This is a genomic window from Actinomycetospora sp. 2LY8.5, assembly GCF_057180585.1.
Map to the genome: position 1 here is coordinate 22,688 of NZ_JBXUHE010000020.1, position 17,419 is coordinate 40,106.

General features: G+C 72.3%; 18 protein-coding genes. 7 read left to right on the forward strand and 11 right to left on the reverse strand.

All coding sequences use genetic code 11. The annotated features are described in order from the left end of the window. Window positions 1-81 precede the first annotated feature (81 nt). A complete protein-coding gene (locus tag AC2A1K_RS20405) occupies window positions 82-528 on the forward strand; it encodes an ATP-binding cassette domain-containing protein (protein ID WP_483898147.1) in 447 nt (148 codons plus the stop codon). Window positions 529-601: 73 nt separating this feature from the next. Here the strand turns inward: AC2A1K_RS20405 and AC2A1K_RS20410 are convergent, their stop codons facing one another. Then, window positions 602-1,819 (reverse strand): pyridoxal phosphate-dependent aminotransferase, encoded by a 1,218-nt coding sequence (locus AC2A1K_RS20410; protein ID WP_483898148.1) that lies wholly within the window; start codon window positions 1,817-1,819, stop codon window positions 602-604. A 504-nt stretch (window positions 1,820-2,323) separates the two neighbouring features. Here AC2A1K_RS20410 and AC2A1K_RS20415 point away from each other — a divergent pair. From AC2A1K_RS20415 to AC2A1K_RS20425, 3 genes are read left to right on the forward strand one after another with little or no spacing between them, the layout of a single operon-like run. Next, entirely contained in the window at window positions 2,324-3,439 is a 1,116-nt protein-coding gene (locus AC2A1K_RS20415; protein WP_483898149.1) for an alcohol dehydrogenase catalytic domain-containing protein, read from the forward strand. A 28-nt stretch (window positions 3,440-3,467) separates the two neighbouring features. Continuing rightward, window positions 3,468-4,385 carry a fumarylacetoacetate hydrolase family protein gene (locus AC2A1K_RS20420; RefSeq protein WP_483898150.1) on the forward strand — a complete coding sequence of 306 codons (918 nt, stop codon included), beginning with the start codon at window positions 3,468-3,470 and terminating at the stop codon, window positions 4,383-4,385. Continuing rightward, window positions 4,373-5,263 carry a VOC family protein gene (locus tag AC2A1K_RS20425; protein WP_483898151.1) on the forward strand — a complete coding sequence of 297 codons (891 nt, stop codon included), beginning with the start codon at window positions 4,373-4,375 and terminating at the stop codon, window positions 5,261-5,263. Before AC2A1K_RS20420 ends, AC2A1K_RS20425 begins: the two co-directional genes overlap by 13 nt. Window positions 5,264-5,356: 93 nt before the next feature. On the opposite strand, the gene AC2A1K_RS20430 is transcribed toward AC2A1K_RS20425, so the two are convergent. Genes AC2A1K_RS20430 through AC2A1K_RS20450 form a run of 5 tightly spaced genes read right to left on the reverse strand, consistent with a single transcriptional unit; the run spans window position 5,357 to window position 8,661 of the window. Then, on the reverse strand, window positions 5,357-6,187 hold the full coding sequence (locus AC2A1K_RS20430; protein ID WP_483898152.1) for a GntR family transcriptional regulator: 831 nt from the start codon (window positions 6,185-6,187) through the stop codon (window positions 5,357-5,359). A 47-nt stretch (window positions 6,188-6,234) separates the two neighbouring features. Further along, window positions 6,235-6,885 (reverse strand): class II aldolase/adducin family protein, encoded by a 651-nt coding sequence (locus tag AC2A1K_RS20435; protein WP_483898153.1) that lies wholly within the window; start codon window positions 6,883-6,885, stop codon window positions 6,235-6,237. Further along, a complete protein-coding gene (locus tag AC2A1K_RS20440; RefSeq protein ID WP_483898154.1) occupies window positions 6,882-7,274 on the reverse strand; it encodes a nuclear transport factor 2 family protein in 393 nt (130 codons plus the stop codon). Before AC2A1K_RS20440 ends, AC2A1K_RS20435 begins: the two co-directional genes overlap by 4 nt. Window positions 7,275-7,291: 17 nt before the next feature. Next, on the reverse strand, window positions 7,292-7,756 hold the full coding sequence (locus AC2A1K_RS20445; RefSeq protein ID WP_483898155.1) for an SRPBCC family protein: 465 nt from the start codon (window positions 7,754-7,756) through the stop codon (window positions 7,292-7,294). After that, window positions 7,753-8,661: a VOC family protein gene (locus AC2A1K_RS20450; RefSeq protein ID WP_483898156.1), complete on the reverse strand. Its 909-nt coding sequence runs from the start codon at window positions 8,659-8,661 to the stop codon at window positions 7,753-7,755. Before AC2A1K_RS20450 ends, AC2A1K_RS20445 begins: the two co-directional genes overlap by 4 nt. Before the next feature lie 107 nt (window positions 8,662-8,768). On the opposite strand from AC2A1K_RS20450, the gene AC2A1K_RS20455 reads away from it, so the two are divergent. Further along, on the forward strand, window positions 8,769-8,942 hold the full coding sequence (locus AC2A1K_RS20455) for a hypothetical protein (protein WP_483898157.1): 174 nt from the start codon (window positions 8,769-8,771) through the stop codon (window positions 8,940-8,942). A gap of 63 nt (window positions 8,943-9,005) precedes the next feature. Here the strand turns inward: AC2A1K_RS20455 and AC2A1K_RS20460 are convergent, their stop codons facing one another. Both AC2A1K_RS20460 and AC2A1K_RS20465 read right to left on the reverse strand, forming a co-directional pair. Continuing rightward, window positions 9,006-10,421 carry a selenium-binding protein SBP56-related protein gene (locus AC2A1K_RS20460; RefSeq protein WP_483898158.1) on the reverse strand — a complete coding sequence of 472 codons (1,416 nt, stop codon included), beginning with the start codon at window positions 10,419-10,421 and terminating at the stop codon, window positions 9,006-9,008. A gap of 96 nt (window positions 10,422-10,517) precedes the next feature. Next, window positions 10,518-11,528, reverse strand: a complete 1,011-nt coding sequence (locus tag AC2A1K_RS20465; protein WP_483898159.1) for a sigma-70 family RNA polymerase sigma factor — start codon at window positions 11,526-11,528, stop codon at window positions 10,518-10,520. A gap of 124 nt (window positions 11,529-11,652) precedes the next feature. Between AC2A1K_RS20465 and AC2A1K_RS20470 the strand changes: the two genes are divergently transcribed. Then, window positions 11,653-12,780: a ferredoxin reductase gene (locus AC2A1K_RS20470; protein ID WP_483898160.1), complete on the forward strand. Its 1,128-nt coding sequence runs from the start codon at window positions 11,653-11,655 to the stop codon at window positions 12,778-12,780. Window positions 12,781-12,808: 28 nt separating this feature from the next. Continuing rightward, entirely contained in the window at window positions 12,809-14,017 is a 1,209-nt protein-coding gene (locus tag AC2A1K_RS20475; protein ID WP_483898161.1) for a fatty acid desaturase family protein, read from the forward strand. A 9-nt stretch (window positions 14,018-14,026) separates the two neighbouring features. Here the strand turns inward: AC2A1K_RS20475 and AC2A1K_RS20480 are convergent, their stop codons facing one another. The 3 genes from AC2A1K_RS20480 to AC2A1K_RS20490 all read right to left on the reverse strand — a co-directional run bounded on the left by AC2A1K_RS20480 (window position 14,027) and on the right by AC2A1K_RS20490 (window position 17,372). Further along, entirely contained in the window at window positions 14,027-15,319 is a 1,293-nt protein-coding gene (locus AC2A1K_RS20480) for an MSMEG_0569 family flavin-dependent oxidoreductase (protein ID WP_483898162.1), read from the reverse strand. A 97-nt stretch (window positions 15,320-15,416) separates the two neighbouring features. Continuing rightward, a complete protein-coding gene (locus AC2A1K_RS20485) occupies window positions 15,417-16,571 on the reverse strand; it encodes an LLM class flavin-dependent oxidoreductase (RefSeq protein ID WP_483898163.1) in 1,155 nt (384 codons plus the stop codon). 3 nt (window positions 16,572-16,574) lie between these two features. Beyond that, window positions 16,575-17,372 (reverse strand): alpha/beta fold hydrolase, encoded by a 798-nt coding sequence (locus AC2A1K_RS20490; protein WP_483898164.1) that lies wholly within the window; start codon window positions 17,370-17,372, stop codon window positions 16,575-16,577. Window positions 17,373-17,419: the final 47 nt, after the last annotated feature.

Consider the following 17,419-nt stretch of genomic DNA (forward strand, 5'->3'; position numbering starts at 1 on the left):
GCAGCAACGAATCACCGCGGCTCGGGGCCGGGAGGTCGAGGTGCGCCCGGTCGACGGCACGGCTCGACGACCGCGGGCGGCGTGATCGTCGGGCGCTCCCCGGAACGCAGCACCTCGCCGGCCGGGACGTCGACCCCGGCCGCCGGCGATCCGCTGTCGCCGCCCGCGCACGGACGGGCGGAACGTCTCGTCCTCGACGGGCTCCTGGATGGTCAGGAACGGTCCGGCAGCGTGTCCTGGATCGCCCGCGGCTCCTGCGCCACGGCCACGAGCCCGTCGGCGTTCACGCGCCGCAGGCTCCCCGGCGGCGAGCTGCAGCGGATGTGCCTCGCGCGCACGCTGATCACCGAACCGGAGGCGGTGCTGCTCGACGAGCCGTCCTCGGTGCTCGAGCTGGCCCGCGACGGCCTGACCGTCGTCGGGGCGGGCCACGACGAGGCGCAGGTGGGGCGCGTCGCCGACCGTGTCCTGCGGGTCGAGGACGGGGGCGTCGCCCGGCGTCTGTCCACCGCGGGCCACAGCCAGTAATGAGGGCTCGGGGCCGGGCGCGGCGCCCCGACCATGATCGTGGTGGGTTGCGTTGTCGTACCGAGCACGACGCTCAGTTCTGGCGGTAGGTCTCCAGGAAGGTGCCGATGCGGGTGATCGCGTCCTCGAGGGTCGCCGCGTGGGGGAGGGTCAGGATGCGGAAGTGGTCGGTGTCGGGCCAGTTGAAGCCCGTGCCCTGCACGACCTGGATCTTCTCCTCGCGCAGGAGATCGAGCACGAACTGCTCGTCGTCCTTGATCGGGTAGACGTCCGGGTCGAGGCGCGGGAACGCGTAGAGCGCGCCGCGGGGCTTCACGCACGAGACACCGGGGATCGCGTTGAGCTTCTCCCAGGCGCGGTCGCGCTGCTGGCGCAGCCGCCCGCCCGGCGCGCAGAGCTCACCGATGGTCTGGCGCCCGCCGAGCGCCGCCTGGATCGCGTACTGCGCCGGGGTGTTCGCGCACAGGCGCATCGACGCCAGCATCGCGAGGCCCTCGAGGTAGTCGCGCGCGTGCTGACGCGGGCCGGTGACGACGAGCCAGCCGGAGCGGAAGCCGGCGACCCGGTGGGTCTTCGAGAGCCCCGAGAACGTCAGCACCACGAGGTCGGGCGCAAGGGACGCGACGTCGTGGTGCACGGCGTCGTCGTAGAGCACCTGGTCGTAGATCTCGTCGGCCATCACCATCAGCCCGTGGCGGCGGGCGAGGTCGAGCAGGCCGTCGAGGACCTCCTTCGAGTACACCGCCCCCGTCGGGTTGTTCGGGTTGATGATCACCAGCGCTTTGGTGCGGTCGGTGATCTTCGTGGCGACGTCGTCGAGGTCGGGCGCCCAGTCGGCCTGCTCGTCGCAGCGGTAGTGGACGGCGTTCCCGCCGGCCAGCGTCGCGACCGCGGTCCAGAGCGGGTAGTCCGGCGCGGGCACGAGCACCTCGTCGCCGTCCTCGACCAGCGCCTGCACGGCCATCGAGATCAGCTCGGAAACCCCGTTGCCGAGGAAGACGTCGTCGACGTCCACCTCGAGCCCGCGCGCCTGGTAGCGCTGGGCGACCGCACGTCGCGCGGGCAGCACACCGCGCGAGTCGGTGTAGCCGTGTGCGTGAGGGAGCATCCGGATCATGTCCTGGACGATCTCCTCGGGCGCCTCGAAGTCGAAGAGCGCCGGGTTGCCCGTGTTGAGGCGCAGGACGCTGTGGCCCGCCTCCTCCAGCAGGTTCGCCTGCTCCACCACGGGGCCGCGGATCTCGTAACAGACGTCGCGGAGCTTGTTCGACTGGCGGAACTCCACTGGCACTACCCCTCGCCCACTCATCCCTCGAGCTTCGGCACGTCACCGTGCCGCGTCCCGGTCTACCAAACGAGGACGTGTGACCGGGAACTCCGGTTGCCCAACTTCTTGGTTGAATAAAGAGTCCTCGAGCGATACCTTCGTGTTCCGACAACGAACACGGACGTCGTCATGGCCGTCGTGCTGATCGCGACGATGTCGCTCGACGGGTTCATCGCCCGCCCCGACGACTCGGTGGGGCCCATCGTCGACTGGTTCTCGGCCGGGGACACCGGCGTCCACGCGGGGACGAACGGCGTCCGTTCCGCGCGGGCCGGGAGAGCGCCGACTGGATGCGCGAGCAGTGGGGAAGGCCCGTTCCGGGGTGATCGGGCCGTACCACGGCACCGCGCCGTTCACGTCCGTCGCATTGCGCCCGCCACAAAGTGTGTGCACTATGGCTCCGCGCAGTGCTTGGCCCTCGCCGCGGCAGCTCCGCTGCGCTCCGTGCCGCGTGACAAGGAGCCGTCGATGCCGACCCTCTCCGCGAGTCCCGTCCCCGCCGTCTGGCCCGGCGTCCCGAGCGCCGTTCCCGCGACGATGTCGGCGGTCGTGTTCGACCGCTTCGGACCGCCCGACGTGCTGGCGCTCGACACGGTGCCCACCCCGGAGCCGGGGCCCGGCGAGGTCCTGGTGCGTGTCGCGGCCGTGTGCGTCGGACGCTTCCTCGACGTGTCCCTGCGCGCCGGGCGCCATCCCGTGAAGCCCGAGCTGCCGCACATCCTCGGGGTGGAGCACGCCGGCACCGTCGTCGCCGTCGGCGCCGACGTGAGTGGCGTCGCCGTCGGCCAGCACGTCGCCGTCTGGCCGGTCCTCGGCTGTGGCGCGTGTGCGGCCTGTGCCGAGGGCGACAAGGAGGCCTGCCCCCGCCTGCACATCGCCGGGGTGCACGGCCACGGCGCCTACGCCGAGTACACCGCGGTCCCGGCGGCCGCGATCTGGACCATCCCCGGCGACCTCGACCCGGCGACCGCCGCGGGCGTCGCGCTCGCCGGTCCGGTCGCGATGAACCAGCTGCGCCGCGCCGGCCTGCGCGAGGGTGACTGGGTCCTGGTGCTGGGCGCGGCGTCCGCGCTCGGGTCGACCACCGCCGAGCTCGCCCGCCACCTCGGCGCCCGGGTCGTCGGCACCTCGCGCGCGGGCTGGAAGCGAGAGCGGCTGCTCGGGCTGGGCCTCGAGGCGGCGCTCGACCCCACCTCGGAGTCCTTCGTCGACGAGGTCCGCGCGCTGACCGGTGGCGCCGGTGTCGCCGTCGCCGTCGACGACCTCGGCGAGCCGGAGATCTTCGCCCGCGCCACCGACGTCCTGGCCCCGCGGGGCGCTGTGGTCTCGTCCGGGGCCTTCCTCGGGGGCGCCGTGCCGCTGAACCTCGCCCGGCTCTACACGCTCAACCAGCGGATCCTCGGCGTGCGCACCGGCAACGACGCGAGCGCGCGGGAGCTGTGGGCCGAGGTCGGGCGAGGCTTCCGCCCGGTGGTCGACCGCTCGTTCCCGCTGGAGGCGGCGGCGCTCGCGCACCGCTTCCTCGAGGCCGACGACAACATGGGCCGGATCGTGCTGACGACCGCGGCCGCCGACCACGGCTGACATCCGGCTGGCCAGCAGGGGAGGACGCGTGCGCGAGCCGCCGTGGATGCTCGTCACCCACCACCAGGGCGACGTGTCGAAGGCCGAGGTCGGTGTCCGCGCCGGCGGCGTGATCCGCCGGGCGCCCGACGAGCTCGCCGGGCGCACGATGCTCGAGGTGCTGGGGGAGTGGGACGTGCTCGCGCCGACGCTGCGCGGTCTCGACGCCGAGAGCCTCGACCCCGTGCCCGGCGCGGTCCTGGCCGCCCCCCTGCTCTACCCGCGCAAGGTGCTGTGCGCGGGCGCCAACTACTACGCCCACCTCGCCGAGATGGGCGTCGAGCGCCCCGTGGGCGAGGTGGAGCCGTACTTCTTCTTCAAGCCGCCGACCACCTCGGTCGTCGGGCCGGACGAGGCGATCGTGCTGCCCGACCGCGCCGGGCGGAAGATCGACTGGGAGGTGGAGCTCGCCGCCGTCATCGGTCGCCGCTGCGTCGACGTCCCCGTCGAGGGCGCCCTCGACGTCGTCGCCGGCTGGACCGTCGTCAACGACATCACCTCGCGGGACCTGCTCGAACGCGCCGACGCGGTGGCACCACCGTTCGGGCACGACTGGATCCTGGCCAAGGCCGGCGACACCTTCTGTCCGCTGGGGCCGGGGATCGTGCCGTCGTGGATGATCGGCGACCCGCAGGACCTCGCCCTGCGCCTGTCGGTCAACGGCGTGGTGAAGCAGGACTCGAGCACCACCGACATGGTCACTCCGACCGACCGGCTGATCGCCGCCGCGAGCCGCGCGGTGACCCTCGAGCCGGGCGACGTCATCGCCACCGGGACGCCCGCCGGCGTCGGCTTCCCGCGCGGCGACTTCCTGGCCCCGGGCGACGAGACCGTCGCCGAGATCGACGGCGTCGGCGCGCTGCGCAACACCGTCACGACACGAGAGGACCGGTCATGGGCACGGTGAACGTCTCGAAGCTCGGCTACGTCGGCTTCGAGACCCCCGACGTCGAGCGGCTCGTCGAGTACTACACGAAGGTCCTGGACTTCGTGCTCGTCGAGGGCGACGAGAACGGCGCGTTCCTCACCACGGGCGTCGACCACCACTGCGTGGTCGTCACGAGGGGCGCGGCGCGCGCCCGTCAGGTCGTCGGGTACGAGCTCTGGGAGGACCTCGACAGCGCAGAGACCCGGCTCAAGGACGCCGGGTACGTCACCGAGCGCCGCAGCGACATCGGGCCGGGCACGCCCGACGTGCTCGTCCTCGACGAGCCGCTCACCGGCGTCGCCCTGCACCTGACCACCGCGCAGGACCCCAGCGGCGTCGAAGGCTTCACCCCGCTGCGCCCGACCAAGCTCGGCCACGTCGCGGCCTACACCCCCGAGCTGGCCCCGATGCAGGCCTTCTACCAGGACCTTCTCGGTTTCCGGTGGTCGGACACCGTCGGCGACTTCTTCGTGTTCATGCGCTGCAACGCCGACCACCACGCGGCCAACTTCATGGCCAGCCAGAAGTACGCGGGCATGCACCACGTCGCCTACGAGATGCGCGACCCGAACCACCTGATCTCGATGCTCGACCACCTGGCCCAGAACAACCACCGGCTGCACTGGGGTCCCGGGCGGCACGGGCCGGGCCACAACCTGTTCACCTACCACCGCGACCCCGACGGCAACGTCGTCGAGCTGTTCACCCAGATCGACGTGGTGCACGACGAGGCGAAGGGCTACTGGGAGCCGCGTCCCTGGCACGAGGAGTTCCCCATGTACCCGCGGACGTGGGAGGTCGACCTGGCGACGGTCAACCAGTGGGGCCCGATCGACCCGCCTTCTCTGGACCACTGACCGCTCCAAGGTCCGGCTCGTCAGCGCTCCTCCGTCGCGTTGCCGACCGGCGCCGTCGCGGGGGGACCACTGACCGCTCCAAGGTCCGGCTCGTCAGCGCTCCTCCGTCGCGTTGCCGACCGGCGCCGTCGCGGGGGGACCACTGACCGCTCCAAGGTGCGGCTCGGGGGGATCACTGACCCCCCTGAGCACGAGGGCAAGCGCCGCGTCCACGCACGGGGTCCCGTGGCCCGGTGCCGCCTTCGTCAAGCCGTTCACCACGCGCCGGGCCGTGCCCGCGAGGTGGTTCGCCATCGCCGCGACGGCGGCAACCCCGTCCCCCGCGCGCACCGCGTCGAGGATGGCCTGGTGTTCCGCCTGGCGTGACGAGAAGTCGTTGCCGTGCTGGTTCTGGTCCATGCGCACGTAGCGCTCGCTCTGCTCGGCGTAGGAGTTGATGGTGCGCAGCACGGTGGCGCCGCAGCGCCCGACGAGCAGGCGGTGGAAGTTGCGGTGGGCCACGGTCCAGCTGGCCATGTCGCCGGCCTTGTAGGTGCGCTCCATCTCGCGGAACGCCGCGGTCGCGCTGCGCAGCTCCTCGCGGGTCAACTTCCCGGCGGTCAGCCGAGCCCCGAGGGACTCGAGCGTGACGCGGGCGGCGTAGAGCGAGTCGAGCTCCTCGGCGTCCAGTCCCACGACCCGGCTGCGCTGGTTGGGCTCGGCGGAGATGAGCCCCTCCTCCTGCAGCATCCGGAAGGCCTCGCGCAGCGGTGTCCGCGACACCGCGAGGACACGCGCGAGCTCGGCCTGCTTGAGCTGGGTGCCGGGCGGCAGGTCGCCGCTGATGATCAGGTCGCGCAGGTAGGTGTGGACGCTGACGCTCGTCTGGCGCGGGTCGGGGATGCGCAGCCCGTCCCGCCCACCGATGAGCTCGCCGATCGACACCGGACGAGTGTATGCAGAGGCTGGGGCGGACGGCGGAACGAACCGGGTCACGGCACACCGGCGAGGTGCCGCCAGAGGCGCTCGAGCAGCGGCGGGCCGGCGGCGCGCCAGGCGTCGACGTCCTCGTCGTCGAGCGCCCGGGACCGGTGACCCGCCGCGGCCAGGTGCACCCGGCACGCCGCGTCGAGCAGCCACATGCGGGCCACCGCGATCCCGGGCGTGTCCCCGACCGTCAGCGCCCCGTTCCCGCGCAGCAGCACGGCGTCGGCGTCGGCGAGGGTGCGCGCGGCGGCCGCGGCGCGCTCGGGGTCGCGCAGCAACCGGGCGTGCTCGTGCACGGGCACCCGGCGCCCCAGCCAGGCGGCCTGGCCGTGCAGCGGCGCCAGCTCCCGGGTGACGGCCGCCGCGGCGAACGCCGACTCGGGCTGGGCCCGCGCGACCGCGGCGACGTCGGGGCGGGCGCGGTACACGGCGAGATGCGCCCAGGTCTCCGGGGCGGCGCCGGCGGGCAGCTCGTCGGCGGCGACGTCCACGGTCACGAGGTCGTCGGCGGCGACGAGGCCCGGCGCCGTCGGCGGGGTGACGAGCACCCGGTCGCCGGTCCGCGCGGAGACGTGCCCGAACGCGGTGACCAGGCCGTGGCGGCCCAGGACCCGCGCCGCGAGCGCGACCTGAGAAGGGAGGTCGGTGTCCGTCACGACACGGGTTGGGCCTCCTGCGCCATCGCCGCGAAGAGGGGCGCCAGGTCGATGTGGATGCGCAACGAGGTCACCTTGCCCTCGGCGTTCCGGTCGAGGATCGACACGCAGGGCAACGGGACGTGGGCGCCGCCCTTGGTCGTGTAGTGCGTGGTGACCTCGAGGACCGCGGTCGCGCCGTCGTTCTCGTCCCAGCGGTTGTGCACCTCGTGGCGCATCCCGCCGATCATCGCCCAGAAGCCCTCGAAGGCGTCGTGGATGGCGGCGACGCCGACCGTCGGGGGCTGGTTGCCGAAGATCACCACGGCGTCGTCGGCGTGGCGCGCGACGAACGGCTCGAGACGCAGCGCGTCGACGTCGGCGTAGTAGTCGGTGACCCAGTCGGACATGGCTGCTCCTCGGGGGATCAGACGGATGCGCCGGCCGCGATCTTGCGAACGGCGTCGAGCGTGGCCGCGACGGCGGCGCGGTACATGCCGGTCATCTGGTCGGCATGGGCCTGCTCGCCCGCCGAGCCGCCCGCTTCGCCCGCCACGACCAGCGCGAAGCTGAACCGCAGCGTGAGCTGGTCGGGGGTGTCGCCCTCGATCTCGTTGGCGATCGTCCCGAGCACCGGACCGGCGAGGCGGGTGAACACCACCCGGTGCGGGTGCTCGAGCGTGATCCGTTCGGAGAACGCCTCGGCCTGGAGCACGATGTCGCGGTCGAAGACGGCGTCGCTGTAACGGGCGGTGACCGTGCAGTCGGTGATCGCGGGAACGAACGGCAGCGCGTTCTCCGCCTTGCGGACCAGCCCGTCCCACAGGGCGTCGCGGGTGATCAGCGGCTCGCCGGGCTCGTTCACGGGTAGCGCGTGCGTCACGAAGATCATGGACGGATCCCTTCCGGGACCAGGTGAGGTTGCGGGCCCTGAGGTTGTGTCAGCGGCTTGCGGGTGGGTCCGAGCCACATGTCGATCGAGCCGGGCTCGGCCGGGTCGAAGAACCGGGGCCGCCAGGCCGCCTCGTCGGTGATGCGGCGGACGCCGTACGAGTACTCGTAGGTCAGGCCCTCGGGCCCGAGGAAGTACAGGAAGACCGCGCCCGACTGCGGGTGGCGACCCGGGCCCATCTCGATGACGACGTCGTGGTCCTGCAGGTGATGCCAGTTGCGGAAGACGTCGTCGAGCTCGGCCACCTGGAAGTTGACGTGGCACAGGCCCGGCCGGTCGCCCTTGAACACCGCGAGCTTGTGGTGGACCTCGTCGATGCGCATGAGGCACGCCGCGTCGCCGATCCAGTCCGAGGCGCGGGCGTTGAACGTGGTCGACCAGAACCGGTGGGCCTCGACGACGTCGGGGGCGTCGAGGCAGAGGTGGCCGAACTCGGTGATGCCCGAGGCCCGCCCGAACCGCACCGGGCGCGCCAGCGTCTGCTGGCCGACGACCAGCTCGATCCGGTTGCCGAAGGGGTCGTCGAACGCGACGAACTCGCTCACCCGCCGCGAGCGGGCCTCGTCGGCGTCGCCCCGGCGGACGGTGAAACCGCGCGTCTCGAGCTCGGTCTCCGCCAGGGCGAGCGAGCCGGGATCGGCCACCGCGAAGGCCGAGGCGATGACTCCGCCCACCCCCTCGACGAACGCCAGGCAGTGGTGGCGGCCGTCGGCCCGCAGGTGAGCGACCCCCGGCTCACCGCCGTCGACGTGCTCCAGCCCGACCACGTCGGTCGCGAACCGCACGGCGCCGGCCAGATCGGCCGCACCGGAGCGGACGTAGGCGATGTCGACCAGCTCGATCACCCCCTCAGAGTGGATACAGTTACGGGTGATGTCAACCACTGTCGCGGACCGACCGCGGCGGCGAGATCGGATCGATGGCTCGTCAAGGTATGCACACTCTGGGACGCATGAGCGCACGTCCGGCCGACGCCGCCCGCGCCCCTGCTCCGACGCCTCCACCCGGCGCGCGCGTCGCCGGCTGCGACGTGCAGGACGGCACCGCCGCGGGCGTGGGGTTCGCGCCGTTCCTCCCCGGCCAGAACATCTCCATCGACGGCGGGGTCACGGCCGGCTTGCGCTGAACCGCGCCCGATCGTCGGGGTCATGGGTGACCCGGACCAGGGGCGGCGTGGGCGACCGGTAGGTCAGGACCGGTAGCAGTACGAGTCCGACGACGCGTCCCCGCCCTGGAGGCGCACCTGGTGCACGCGCCGGCCCCGGAACTCCTCGCCGTGCGGGAAGAACCGCGGATCAGGGGTGAACCCGCCGTCGGGCCACACGTCCAGCTTCGCCATCCAGGCGCCGACGCCGTCGGGGTAGAACTGGTCGTCCCAGGACCCGTACAGCGAGTTCGTCACGTAGACGCGGCGTCCGTCGCGGCTCACCTCGACCATCTGCGGGCCCCCGGACAGCGGCTCGTCGGGCCGCCCGGGGTGCGGCCGGCGGGCGACGATGCCGCCGAGGCGCACCGAGCCGACCTCGCGCGGGCGCGCCGGGTCGCTGACGTCGTACTGCTTGAGCTCGCCGGTGCCCCAGCAGGAGACGTAGAGGAAGTGGTCGTCGACGGACAGGTCGATGTCCGTGACCAGCGGCGGGACCGCGCCGAACGGCTTCAACGCGGGCGGGAGCAGCGACGGGTCGGCGGGCTCGGCCGGGATGGTGATGACCTCGTCGACCTCCCACGGCCCGCCCGGGTCGGCGCGGTGCCACCGCCACACCGACGCGGACAGGTCGGCGGTCGAGATGACGACCCCGACGTAGCCCCAGGTGGCCTCCGGGTCGTGGGAGGGACGGATCTCGAGCACCATCTGGTGCTCCCTGCCGAGGTCGACCCTCTGCCGGTGCACGCCCTTCGCGAGGTCCCAGAAGTGCAGGTGGTGGCCGTAGTCCCCGCCGAGGAGGTGCTCGGGGACGAGCCCGTCCTCGATCATCGACGGCGTACCCCACTCGCTGGAGACGAGCACGTTCTGGTTGAGGTGCCACCAGGCGTCGTAGTGCAGCCGCTGGGGCCCGCGGTCGGTCTCCCAGGGGCCGACGACGTCGAAGGTCGTGTGGTCGAGCAGTGCGATCCCGCCGGGGCCGTCGGGGTCGTCCAGCGGGCCGCCGACGCAGGTCAGGAAGATGCCGTCGGGTCCGCAGTGCAGCGTGTGCGGGCGGGAGTAGCCGGCCTTCGCCGACAGCTCGGTGGCGTCGATCGTCCGCACGATCTGTGGTGCCCGAGGGTCGGGCCCGGTGTCGAGGACGTGCACGTCCGACGACCGCAGCCCCGGCACCAGCAGGTAGCGGCGCGAGAGCCCGTCCATGTCGTGACCCTCGTGCTGCAGGGCGCTGCTGCAGGCGTTCCAGCCGAAGTGGTGCAGCTCGGCCCCGGCGGGCAGGTCGGTCCACCCGACGACACGGCCGTAGTGCTCGGAGCGCGAGTCGACGTCGACGACCGCCATCGCGTCGGGGAGCTCCCCGGACCGGTCGAAGGCCGCGACGTACGCGAGCTGCTCCGGCGGCGCGGCGGCGGCCGCGGCGGGGGATCGGTAGAAGGTCGGGTCGGTGGTCGACGGGCTCATCGGACGCTCCCCCGGGTGTCGGCGGCAGGTGTGCCCAGCGTCACACCCGCGCCCACCACGGACCAAGGCGTCGTCCGGCCGTGGCCGGTGCGCCGGTCAGGGCAGGAGCTCGGGAAGCCCGAAGGCCGCGTGGTGCTCCGCACCGATGAACGAGGTGACCGCGGCGATGCGGTCGCCACGCAGCGTCAGCACGTCGATCGACCACGGCCGGTGCGGGGCGTCGGCGGGCTCCTCGGGCGGGCGCAGGTACGACGCCACCGCGACCTGCCCGTTGGCGACGACCTCGACGTGGCGCCACGAGCCGCAGTTGCCGCCGGCCGGGACCGCGCGCACGAACGCCTCGACGTCCTCGACGCCCGCGTACCAGCGCCCCAGCGGCGGCATGGACCAGGTGACGTCCTCGGTGAGCAGTGCGACCAGCGCGTCGGCGTCGCCCTGCTCGAGCGCCGTGGAGTAGCCGGTGACGATCGCGCGCAGGCGGGCGTCGTCGAGCTCGCGCAGGGTGCGCTGCTGGCCGATGTCCGGCACCTTCTCGCCGACCAGCTTGCGGGCCCGCTGCAGCGCCGAGTTCACCGACGCGGTGGAGGTGTCCATCATGGCCGCGATCTCGGCGGCCGAGAAGCCGAGCACCTCGAACAGCACGAGCGCCGCGCGCTGGTTGCCCGGCAGGTGCTGGAGCGCGGCGACGAACGCGAGCTCGACGGCCTCGCGCTCCTCGGCCCGTGCGCCCGGCTCGTCGGGGTAGGGGCCGAGCCACGCGACCTCGGTGAGCGGCACGTCCTCGGTGACGATGCGCTCGCTCGCCGCCGCGAGGTCCATCGGGAGGGCCCGCCGGCCGCGCGCGTCGACGAGGTCGAGGCACACGCGGGTGGCGACGGTGTGGAGCCAGGTGCGCAGCGAGCTGCGGCCCTCGAAGCTCCCGAGCTTGCGCCACGCGCGCACCAGCGTGTCCTGCAGCGCGTCGTCGGCGTCGTGCGACGAGCCGAGCATGCGGTAGCAGTGCGCGTGCAGCTCGCGGCGCAGCGGGGCGACCAGGCGACCGAAGGCGGCGTCGTCCCCGTCGCGCGCCCGGGCCAGGTCGGTGTCGGGAACCGCCGTCTCGCTCACCCGCTCGAGTCTGCCGCAGCCGCGGGGTTGTTTCGTGGCGCGGCTCACGGGTATCACGTCCCCGCGGCACGGTAGCCGTTACCGTCAGTTCCTGGTACCGATGGTTCCGTGTAGTGTGGTGGAGGTGAGCGACGTGAGCGACGGCGACAGCACCGGACGACTGCCGCGCGGCATCCGCCGCCTGCGCACGCTGACGGGGCGGTTCACCACCCCGCTGCTCCCCGACGACTACCTCTCCTTGATCAACCCACTGTGGTCGGCGCGGGAACTGCGCGGCAAGGTCGTGAAGGTCGCGCCCGAGACCGACGACGCGGTCACCCTCGTCATCAAGCCCGGCTGGGGCTGGTCGTTCGACCACCAGGCCGGCCAGTACGTGGGCATCGCGGTGCAGGTCGACGGGCGCTTCCACTGGCGTTCCTACTCCCTGACCTCCCCGCCGCGCCGCGACCAGGGTCACCTCTCGGTCACCGTCAAGGCCATGCCCGAGGGCTTCCTGTCGAAGCACCTGGTCGACGGGCTCGAGCCCGGCACGATCGTCCGCCTGGCCCCGCCCCGCGGCGAGTTCGTGCTGCCCGACCCGCCGCCGAAGAAGGTCCTGTTCCTCACCGGCGGCAGCGGCATCACGCCGATCATCGCGATGCTCCGCACGCTCGACCGGCGCGGCACCATGCCCGACGTCCTCGTCGCGCACTCGGCGCCCGACGAGCAGAGCCTGATCTTCGGCGAGGAGCTCGACCGCCTCGCCGCGCAGCACGACAACCTGCGGCTGCACAAGCAGTACACCCGCGCCGACGGTCACCTCGACCTCGACAACCTCACCGAGCTCTGCCCCGACTGGCGCGAGCGCCAGGCGTGGGTGTGCGGGCCGAACGCCCTGCTCGACGACGCCGAGCGCGTGTGGGCCGACGCCGGGCTCTCCGAGCAGCTGCACCTCGAGCGCTTCTCGGTCGACCTGGCCGGCGGCGAGGCCGAGGGCGGCACCGTCACCTTCAGGCAGTCCGACAAGGAGGTGGTGATCGACGGCGCCACGACGCTGCTGGAGGCGGGCGAGCAGGCCGGCCTCCAGCTCCCGTTCGGCTGCCGGATGGGCATCTGCCACACCTGCGTCGTCCCGCTGCGCCAGGGCGTCGTGCGCGACCTGCGCGACGGCACCGAGCACCGTGCCGACGGCACCGGTGGCGCCGACTGGGACGCGGTGAAGATCCAGACCTGTATCGGCGCCGCCGCGGGCGACGTCGTGCTCGACGTGTAGGACAACCCCCCTCGGGAGGAAGACCGCCGTGGCCATCGCCGACGTCAAGGAGTTCGCCCACCTCACCGAGGCGGACGTGGAAGCCATCGGCCGCGAGTTCGACCAGATCCGCGCCGACTTCGAGGAGAAGCGCGGCGACTCCGACGCCGCCTATATCCGCCGGTTGATCACCATCCAGCGCCGGCTGAACGTCGCGGGGCGCGCGATGCTGTTCGGCAGCCACCGCCGCGAGCTGTGGTGGGCCGGCGCGCTGACGCTGTCCGTGGCCAAGATCCTCGAGAACATGGAGATCGGCCACAACGTCATGCACGGCCAGTTCGACTGGATGAACGACCCGGAGATCCACTCCGCGACCTGGGAGTGGGACAACGTCTGCCCGGCCGATCAGTGGAAGCACTCCCACAACTACCTGCACCACACGTACACGAACGTGATCGGCAAGGACAAGGACGTCGGGTACGAGATCCTCCGCGTCCGCTCCGACCAGCCGTGGCACCCGTACTACCTCACCCAGCCCGTGGTGAACACGCTGCTCATGCTGGCGTTCGAGTACGGCGTGTCCCTGCACGACCTCGACATCGACGGCCTCGTGAAGCTGCAGATCGAGGACCCCGAGGAGTTCCGCCGCAAGCTCGAGGGCGTCGTGCGCAAGCAGGCCCGCCAGATCGGCAAGGACTACGTCCTGTTCCCGGCGCTCGCGGGCAGGAACTTCCGGACGACGGCGACCGCCAACCTCACGGCCAACCTCATCCGCAACATCTGGTCCTACGCGATCATCTTCTGCGGGCACTTCCCGGACGGCGCCGAGGTGTTCACCGAGGAGGAGCTGGAGAACGAGACGCAGGGCGAGTGGTACCTGCGCCAGCTGCTGGGGTCGGCGAACTTCACCGGCAACCGGCTCATGCACATCATGTCCGGGAGCCTCGGCTACCAGATCGAGCACCACCTGTACCCGGACCTGCCGTGCAACCGGTACCCGGAGATCCAGGAGCGGGTCCTCGCGCTGTGCGAGAAGTACGACCTGCCCTACACGACGGGCTCGTTCCCGCGGCAGTTCTGGCAGGCCACGCGGTCGATCTGGCGACTGTCGCTGCCGGCCAAGAAGATGCGCGAGGCCCAGGAGCGCCGTCAGGCGAAGGGTTTGCCGCGGAACTGGGGCGCGGTGAACCCGACGGGTTCCGGCGCCCCGGCGACGCCGCAGGTCGCGCCGAGCACGCCGGGGCACCCGGCGTCGTAGTCGCCCGGGTCAGGAGCCCAGCGCGAGGACGTTGCAGACGTCCCCGCGCGGGCCCGTCCCGGTGAGACCGCGCTGGGAGCGGATGCGCTCGGCGAGGTACTCGGCGTCGCGCCCCACGCCGGAGAAGCGCCCCGACCCCCACGTCCAGAGCCAGGGCAGACCGAGGAAGTAGAGCCCCGGCGCGCTGGTCACCCCGCGCGTGTGGGCGGGGGCGCCGCGGCCGGTGAACACCGGGACGTCGACCCACCGGAAGTCCTGCCGGAAGCCGATGCACCACACCACCGAGGTGATGCCGGTGTCGGCGAGGCGGAGCTCGAGGGTCTCGCCGTCGGGCTGCCACACCGGCGTGTAACGCTCCTCGACGGGGGCGTCGATCTTCTGCTTCGCGATGTAGCCGTCGATCGTGTCCTTGATCGACTCGGACACCTCGTCGGCGTGGTCGAGCCGCTCGGTGAGGTCGGGCTTGAAGTGCAGCACGCCGTCGCGGTGGTCGGTGAGCAGGCCGTAGAGCGACATGCCGGCCTTCGCGTGGGCGCGCAGGTCGATGTCGCGGCCGCCGTCGCGCCCGGTGACGTAGTGGTTGGCCTGCGCGCGCACGCCCTCGCGGTTCGGGTGCTCGGTGACGGGCATGTCGTAGTAGCCCATCTCGGCGAGCCAGTCGGTGACGTCACGGCCGCGGTAGAAGCGGGCCACGCGCGGGGCGTCGCCGACCACGAGGTGGACCTTCCGGCCGTCCAGGTGCAGGTCCTCGGCGATCTGTGCGCCGGACTGGCCGCTGCCCACCACCAGGACCTCGCCGGGCGGTAGCTGCGCACCGCAGCGGTAGTCCTGCGACTGGACCTGCGTGATCTCGTCGGGCAGCGGCTGGGACAGGGGCGGGGTGATCGGCGTGTGGTACCCGCCGGTGGCGACCACGACCTGGTCGGCGGAGATGTCGCCCCGGCTCGTCGCCAGCCGGTAGGTCCCGCGGTCGTCCCGCGAGACCCGGGTGACCTCGACGCCCTCGACGATCGGCGGGTCGACGAACGCCCGGTAGGCCTCGAGGTACTCGACGATCTCGTCGCGCACCATGAACCCGTGCGGGTCGTCGCCGGCGTACGGGAAGTCCGGCAGCTGGCACTGCCAGTTCGGCGTGACCAGGCAGAACGTGTCCCACCGGTAGGTCTTCCAGGAGTGCGCGACCTCGGCACGCTCGAGGACGAGGTGGTCGATCCCGCGCCGCCCCAGGCACCGGCTCATCGACAGCCCCGCCTGCCCGCCGCCCACGACGACGACCGGCCAGTGCCCGCCCGACAACTCCATGATCGCTCCCCGTCGCTCGGCTTCCTCCTCACGATGGGCGGGAACCGTTGCGGGGTGATTGCCTCCGGACTGCGCCGTTGTTGCCGCGTGTAACGGGTCAGGACGCCGCCGGCGGTGTCTTCCTCAGCTCCGGGATGACCTCGCTCGCGAAGATCTCGGTGTTGCGCCGGACCATCTCCGCGGGCATCGCGCCGATGGTCAGCATGGCCATGAGCTGGCCGAGCCCGAGCTCGTCGCGCAGCTCGCCGAGGCGGTGGCGGACCTGCTCGGGGCCGCCGACGACGACGTAGCCGAGCTCGAGCAGCTCCTCGTAGGACAGCTCGGGGAAGGCCTTCATGTTCGCCCTGAGCAGGCCCTTCATGGCCGCAGGGCTCATGTACCCGGGCGGGAAGACGATCTCGAGGCCCTGGCGCAGGCCGCGGTGGAAGAGCCACTCGACGTACGGGCGCGCCTCGCGGTGCGCCGACGCGTCGTCCTCGCCGACGAAGACCGGCAGAGCCATCCCGATCTTCTCGGGCTCCGGGACGTAGCCCAGGTCGGCGGCCGCGCTGCGGTAGCCGTCGAACCATCCCTTCACGACGCGGGTCGGGGCGTAGACGGAGACGTAGGTGTAGTGGTTCTCGGCCACCCAGCGCATCGTCTCCGGGCTCCCGGCGCCGGGCACCGCGATCGGCGGGTGCGGCTGCTGCAGCGGGCGGGGCCAGATGTTGACGTAGCGGTACTCGTAGTGCTCGCCGTACCAGCTGAACGGCCCGGGCTCGGTCCATGCCTTCTTGATCAGGTCGTGCGCCTCGTTGAAGCGGGTCCGCGAGTCGGCGGGGTTGATGCTGTGCCCGAAGTGCTCCCAGCCGATCCCGCGCACGAAGCCCGACAGGAGCCGGCCCTTCGTGAGGTGGTCGAGCATCGCGATCTCCTCGGCCACCCGCAGCGGGTTGCCGCGCAGGGGGATCGCGTTGCCCAGCACCATGATCGTCGCCCGGCTCGTCCGGCGGGCCAGCGCCGCGGCCATGATGTTGGGCGAGGGCATCGTCCCGTAGGCCGACTGGTGGTGCTCGTTCACGACGATGCCGTCGAAGCCGACGGTCTCGGCGTACTCGAGCTCGTCGAGGTAGCGGTGGTAGAGGTCGACGCCGATCGCCGGATCGAAGTGGGCGTTGGAGAACGTCAGCGACGGCGAGGGGTACTTCTCGACGTCGTCGAAGTCGTCGGGCAGGTAGGGGTAGGGCATCAGGTGGAAGAAGTTGACCTTCACGTCTCAGCTCCCCAGGTGCTCGACGACGGCGGCGGTGACCTCGGTGGGCTTCTCGCCGTGCAGGGCGTGGCCGCAGTCCGGGATGACGTGCAGCTGGGCGTTCGGGATGCGCGCGGTGTAGCGCTCGGCGTGCGCGCGGGGGACCAGGCGGTCCTCGCCCGCGGCGAGCACGAGGGTCGGCGCGGTGATGCGGTGCAGGCGGCGCTCGAGCTTCGGGTCGTTGAGGAACGGGTGCCAGCCGAAGCGGGCCAGCGCGCCGAGGTCGCGGTAGGTGGCGAGGATCTGCTCGGTCGTCGGCACGGCCGCGAGCGCCGCCGACACCAGGGCCTCGTCGTGGAAGAGCGCGCGCATCAGCTGCGGCGGATTCATGAGGAACAGGTCCGCGATCGGCGCTTCGGGGATGCGCAGGCCGACCGCGGCACCGAGGACGAGGCGCCGCACGCGCTCGGGGGAGTGCATCGCGAGCTCGGCCGCGACCCAGCCGCCGAAGGACAGGCCCACCACGTCCACCTGCGGCAGGCCGAGGCCGTCGAGCAGGTCGAGGTAGTGGTAGACGAGGTCGTCGACGGTGTGCAGCTCGGGCAGGTCGTCGGACAGGCCGAAGCCGGGGTGGTCGGGCGCGATCAGGTCGGCGGTGCCCGCGAGCCCGAGCTGCAGCGGGCCCCACTCGTTCGCGCCGCCCGCGGAGTGCAGGAGCAGCACCGGGCGGCCCGTGCCGGCGCGGCGGTAGGCGACGGCGCCGCTCCCGGCGGTGCGCCGCTGGATCGCCGGTGTGGAGGGATCGACATCGGTGACGGTCACGGGGCCTCCTGTCAGGATGTGACTGCGGACACTAGGAAGTGCGCCGC

Coding starts and splice junctions, on each gene's coding strand:
- AC2A1K_RS20455 (WP_483898157.1), top strand. CDS start 8,769: ATGAGCGCACGTCCGGCCGACGCCGCCCGCGCCCCTGCTCCGACGCCT.
- AC2A1K_RS20460 (WP_483898158.1), bottom strand. CDS start 10,421: ATGAGCCCGTCGACCACCGACCCGACCTTCTACCGATCCCCCGCCGCG.
- AC2A1K_RS20425 (WP_483898151.1), top strand. CDS start 4,373: ATGGGCACGGTGAACGTCTCGAAGCTCGGCTACGTCGGCTTCGAGACC.
- AC2A1K_RS20480 (WP_483898162.1), bottom strand. CDS start 15,319: ATGGAGTTGTCGGGCGGGCACTGGCCGGTCGTCGTCGTGGGCGGCGGG.
- AC2A1K_RS20440 (WP_483898154.1), bottom strand. CDS start 7,274: ATGTCCGACTGGGTCACCGACTACTACGCCGACGTCGACGCGCTGCGT.
- AC2A1K_RS20415 (WP_483898149.1), top strand. CDS start 2,324: ATGCCGACCCTCTCCGCGAGTCCCGTCCCCGCCGTCTGGCCCGGCGTC.
- AC2A1K_RS20445 (WP_483898155.1), bottom strand. CDS start 7,756: ATGATCTTCGTGACGCACGCGCTACCCGTGAACGAGCCCGGCGAGCCG.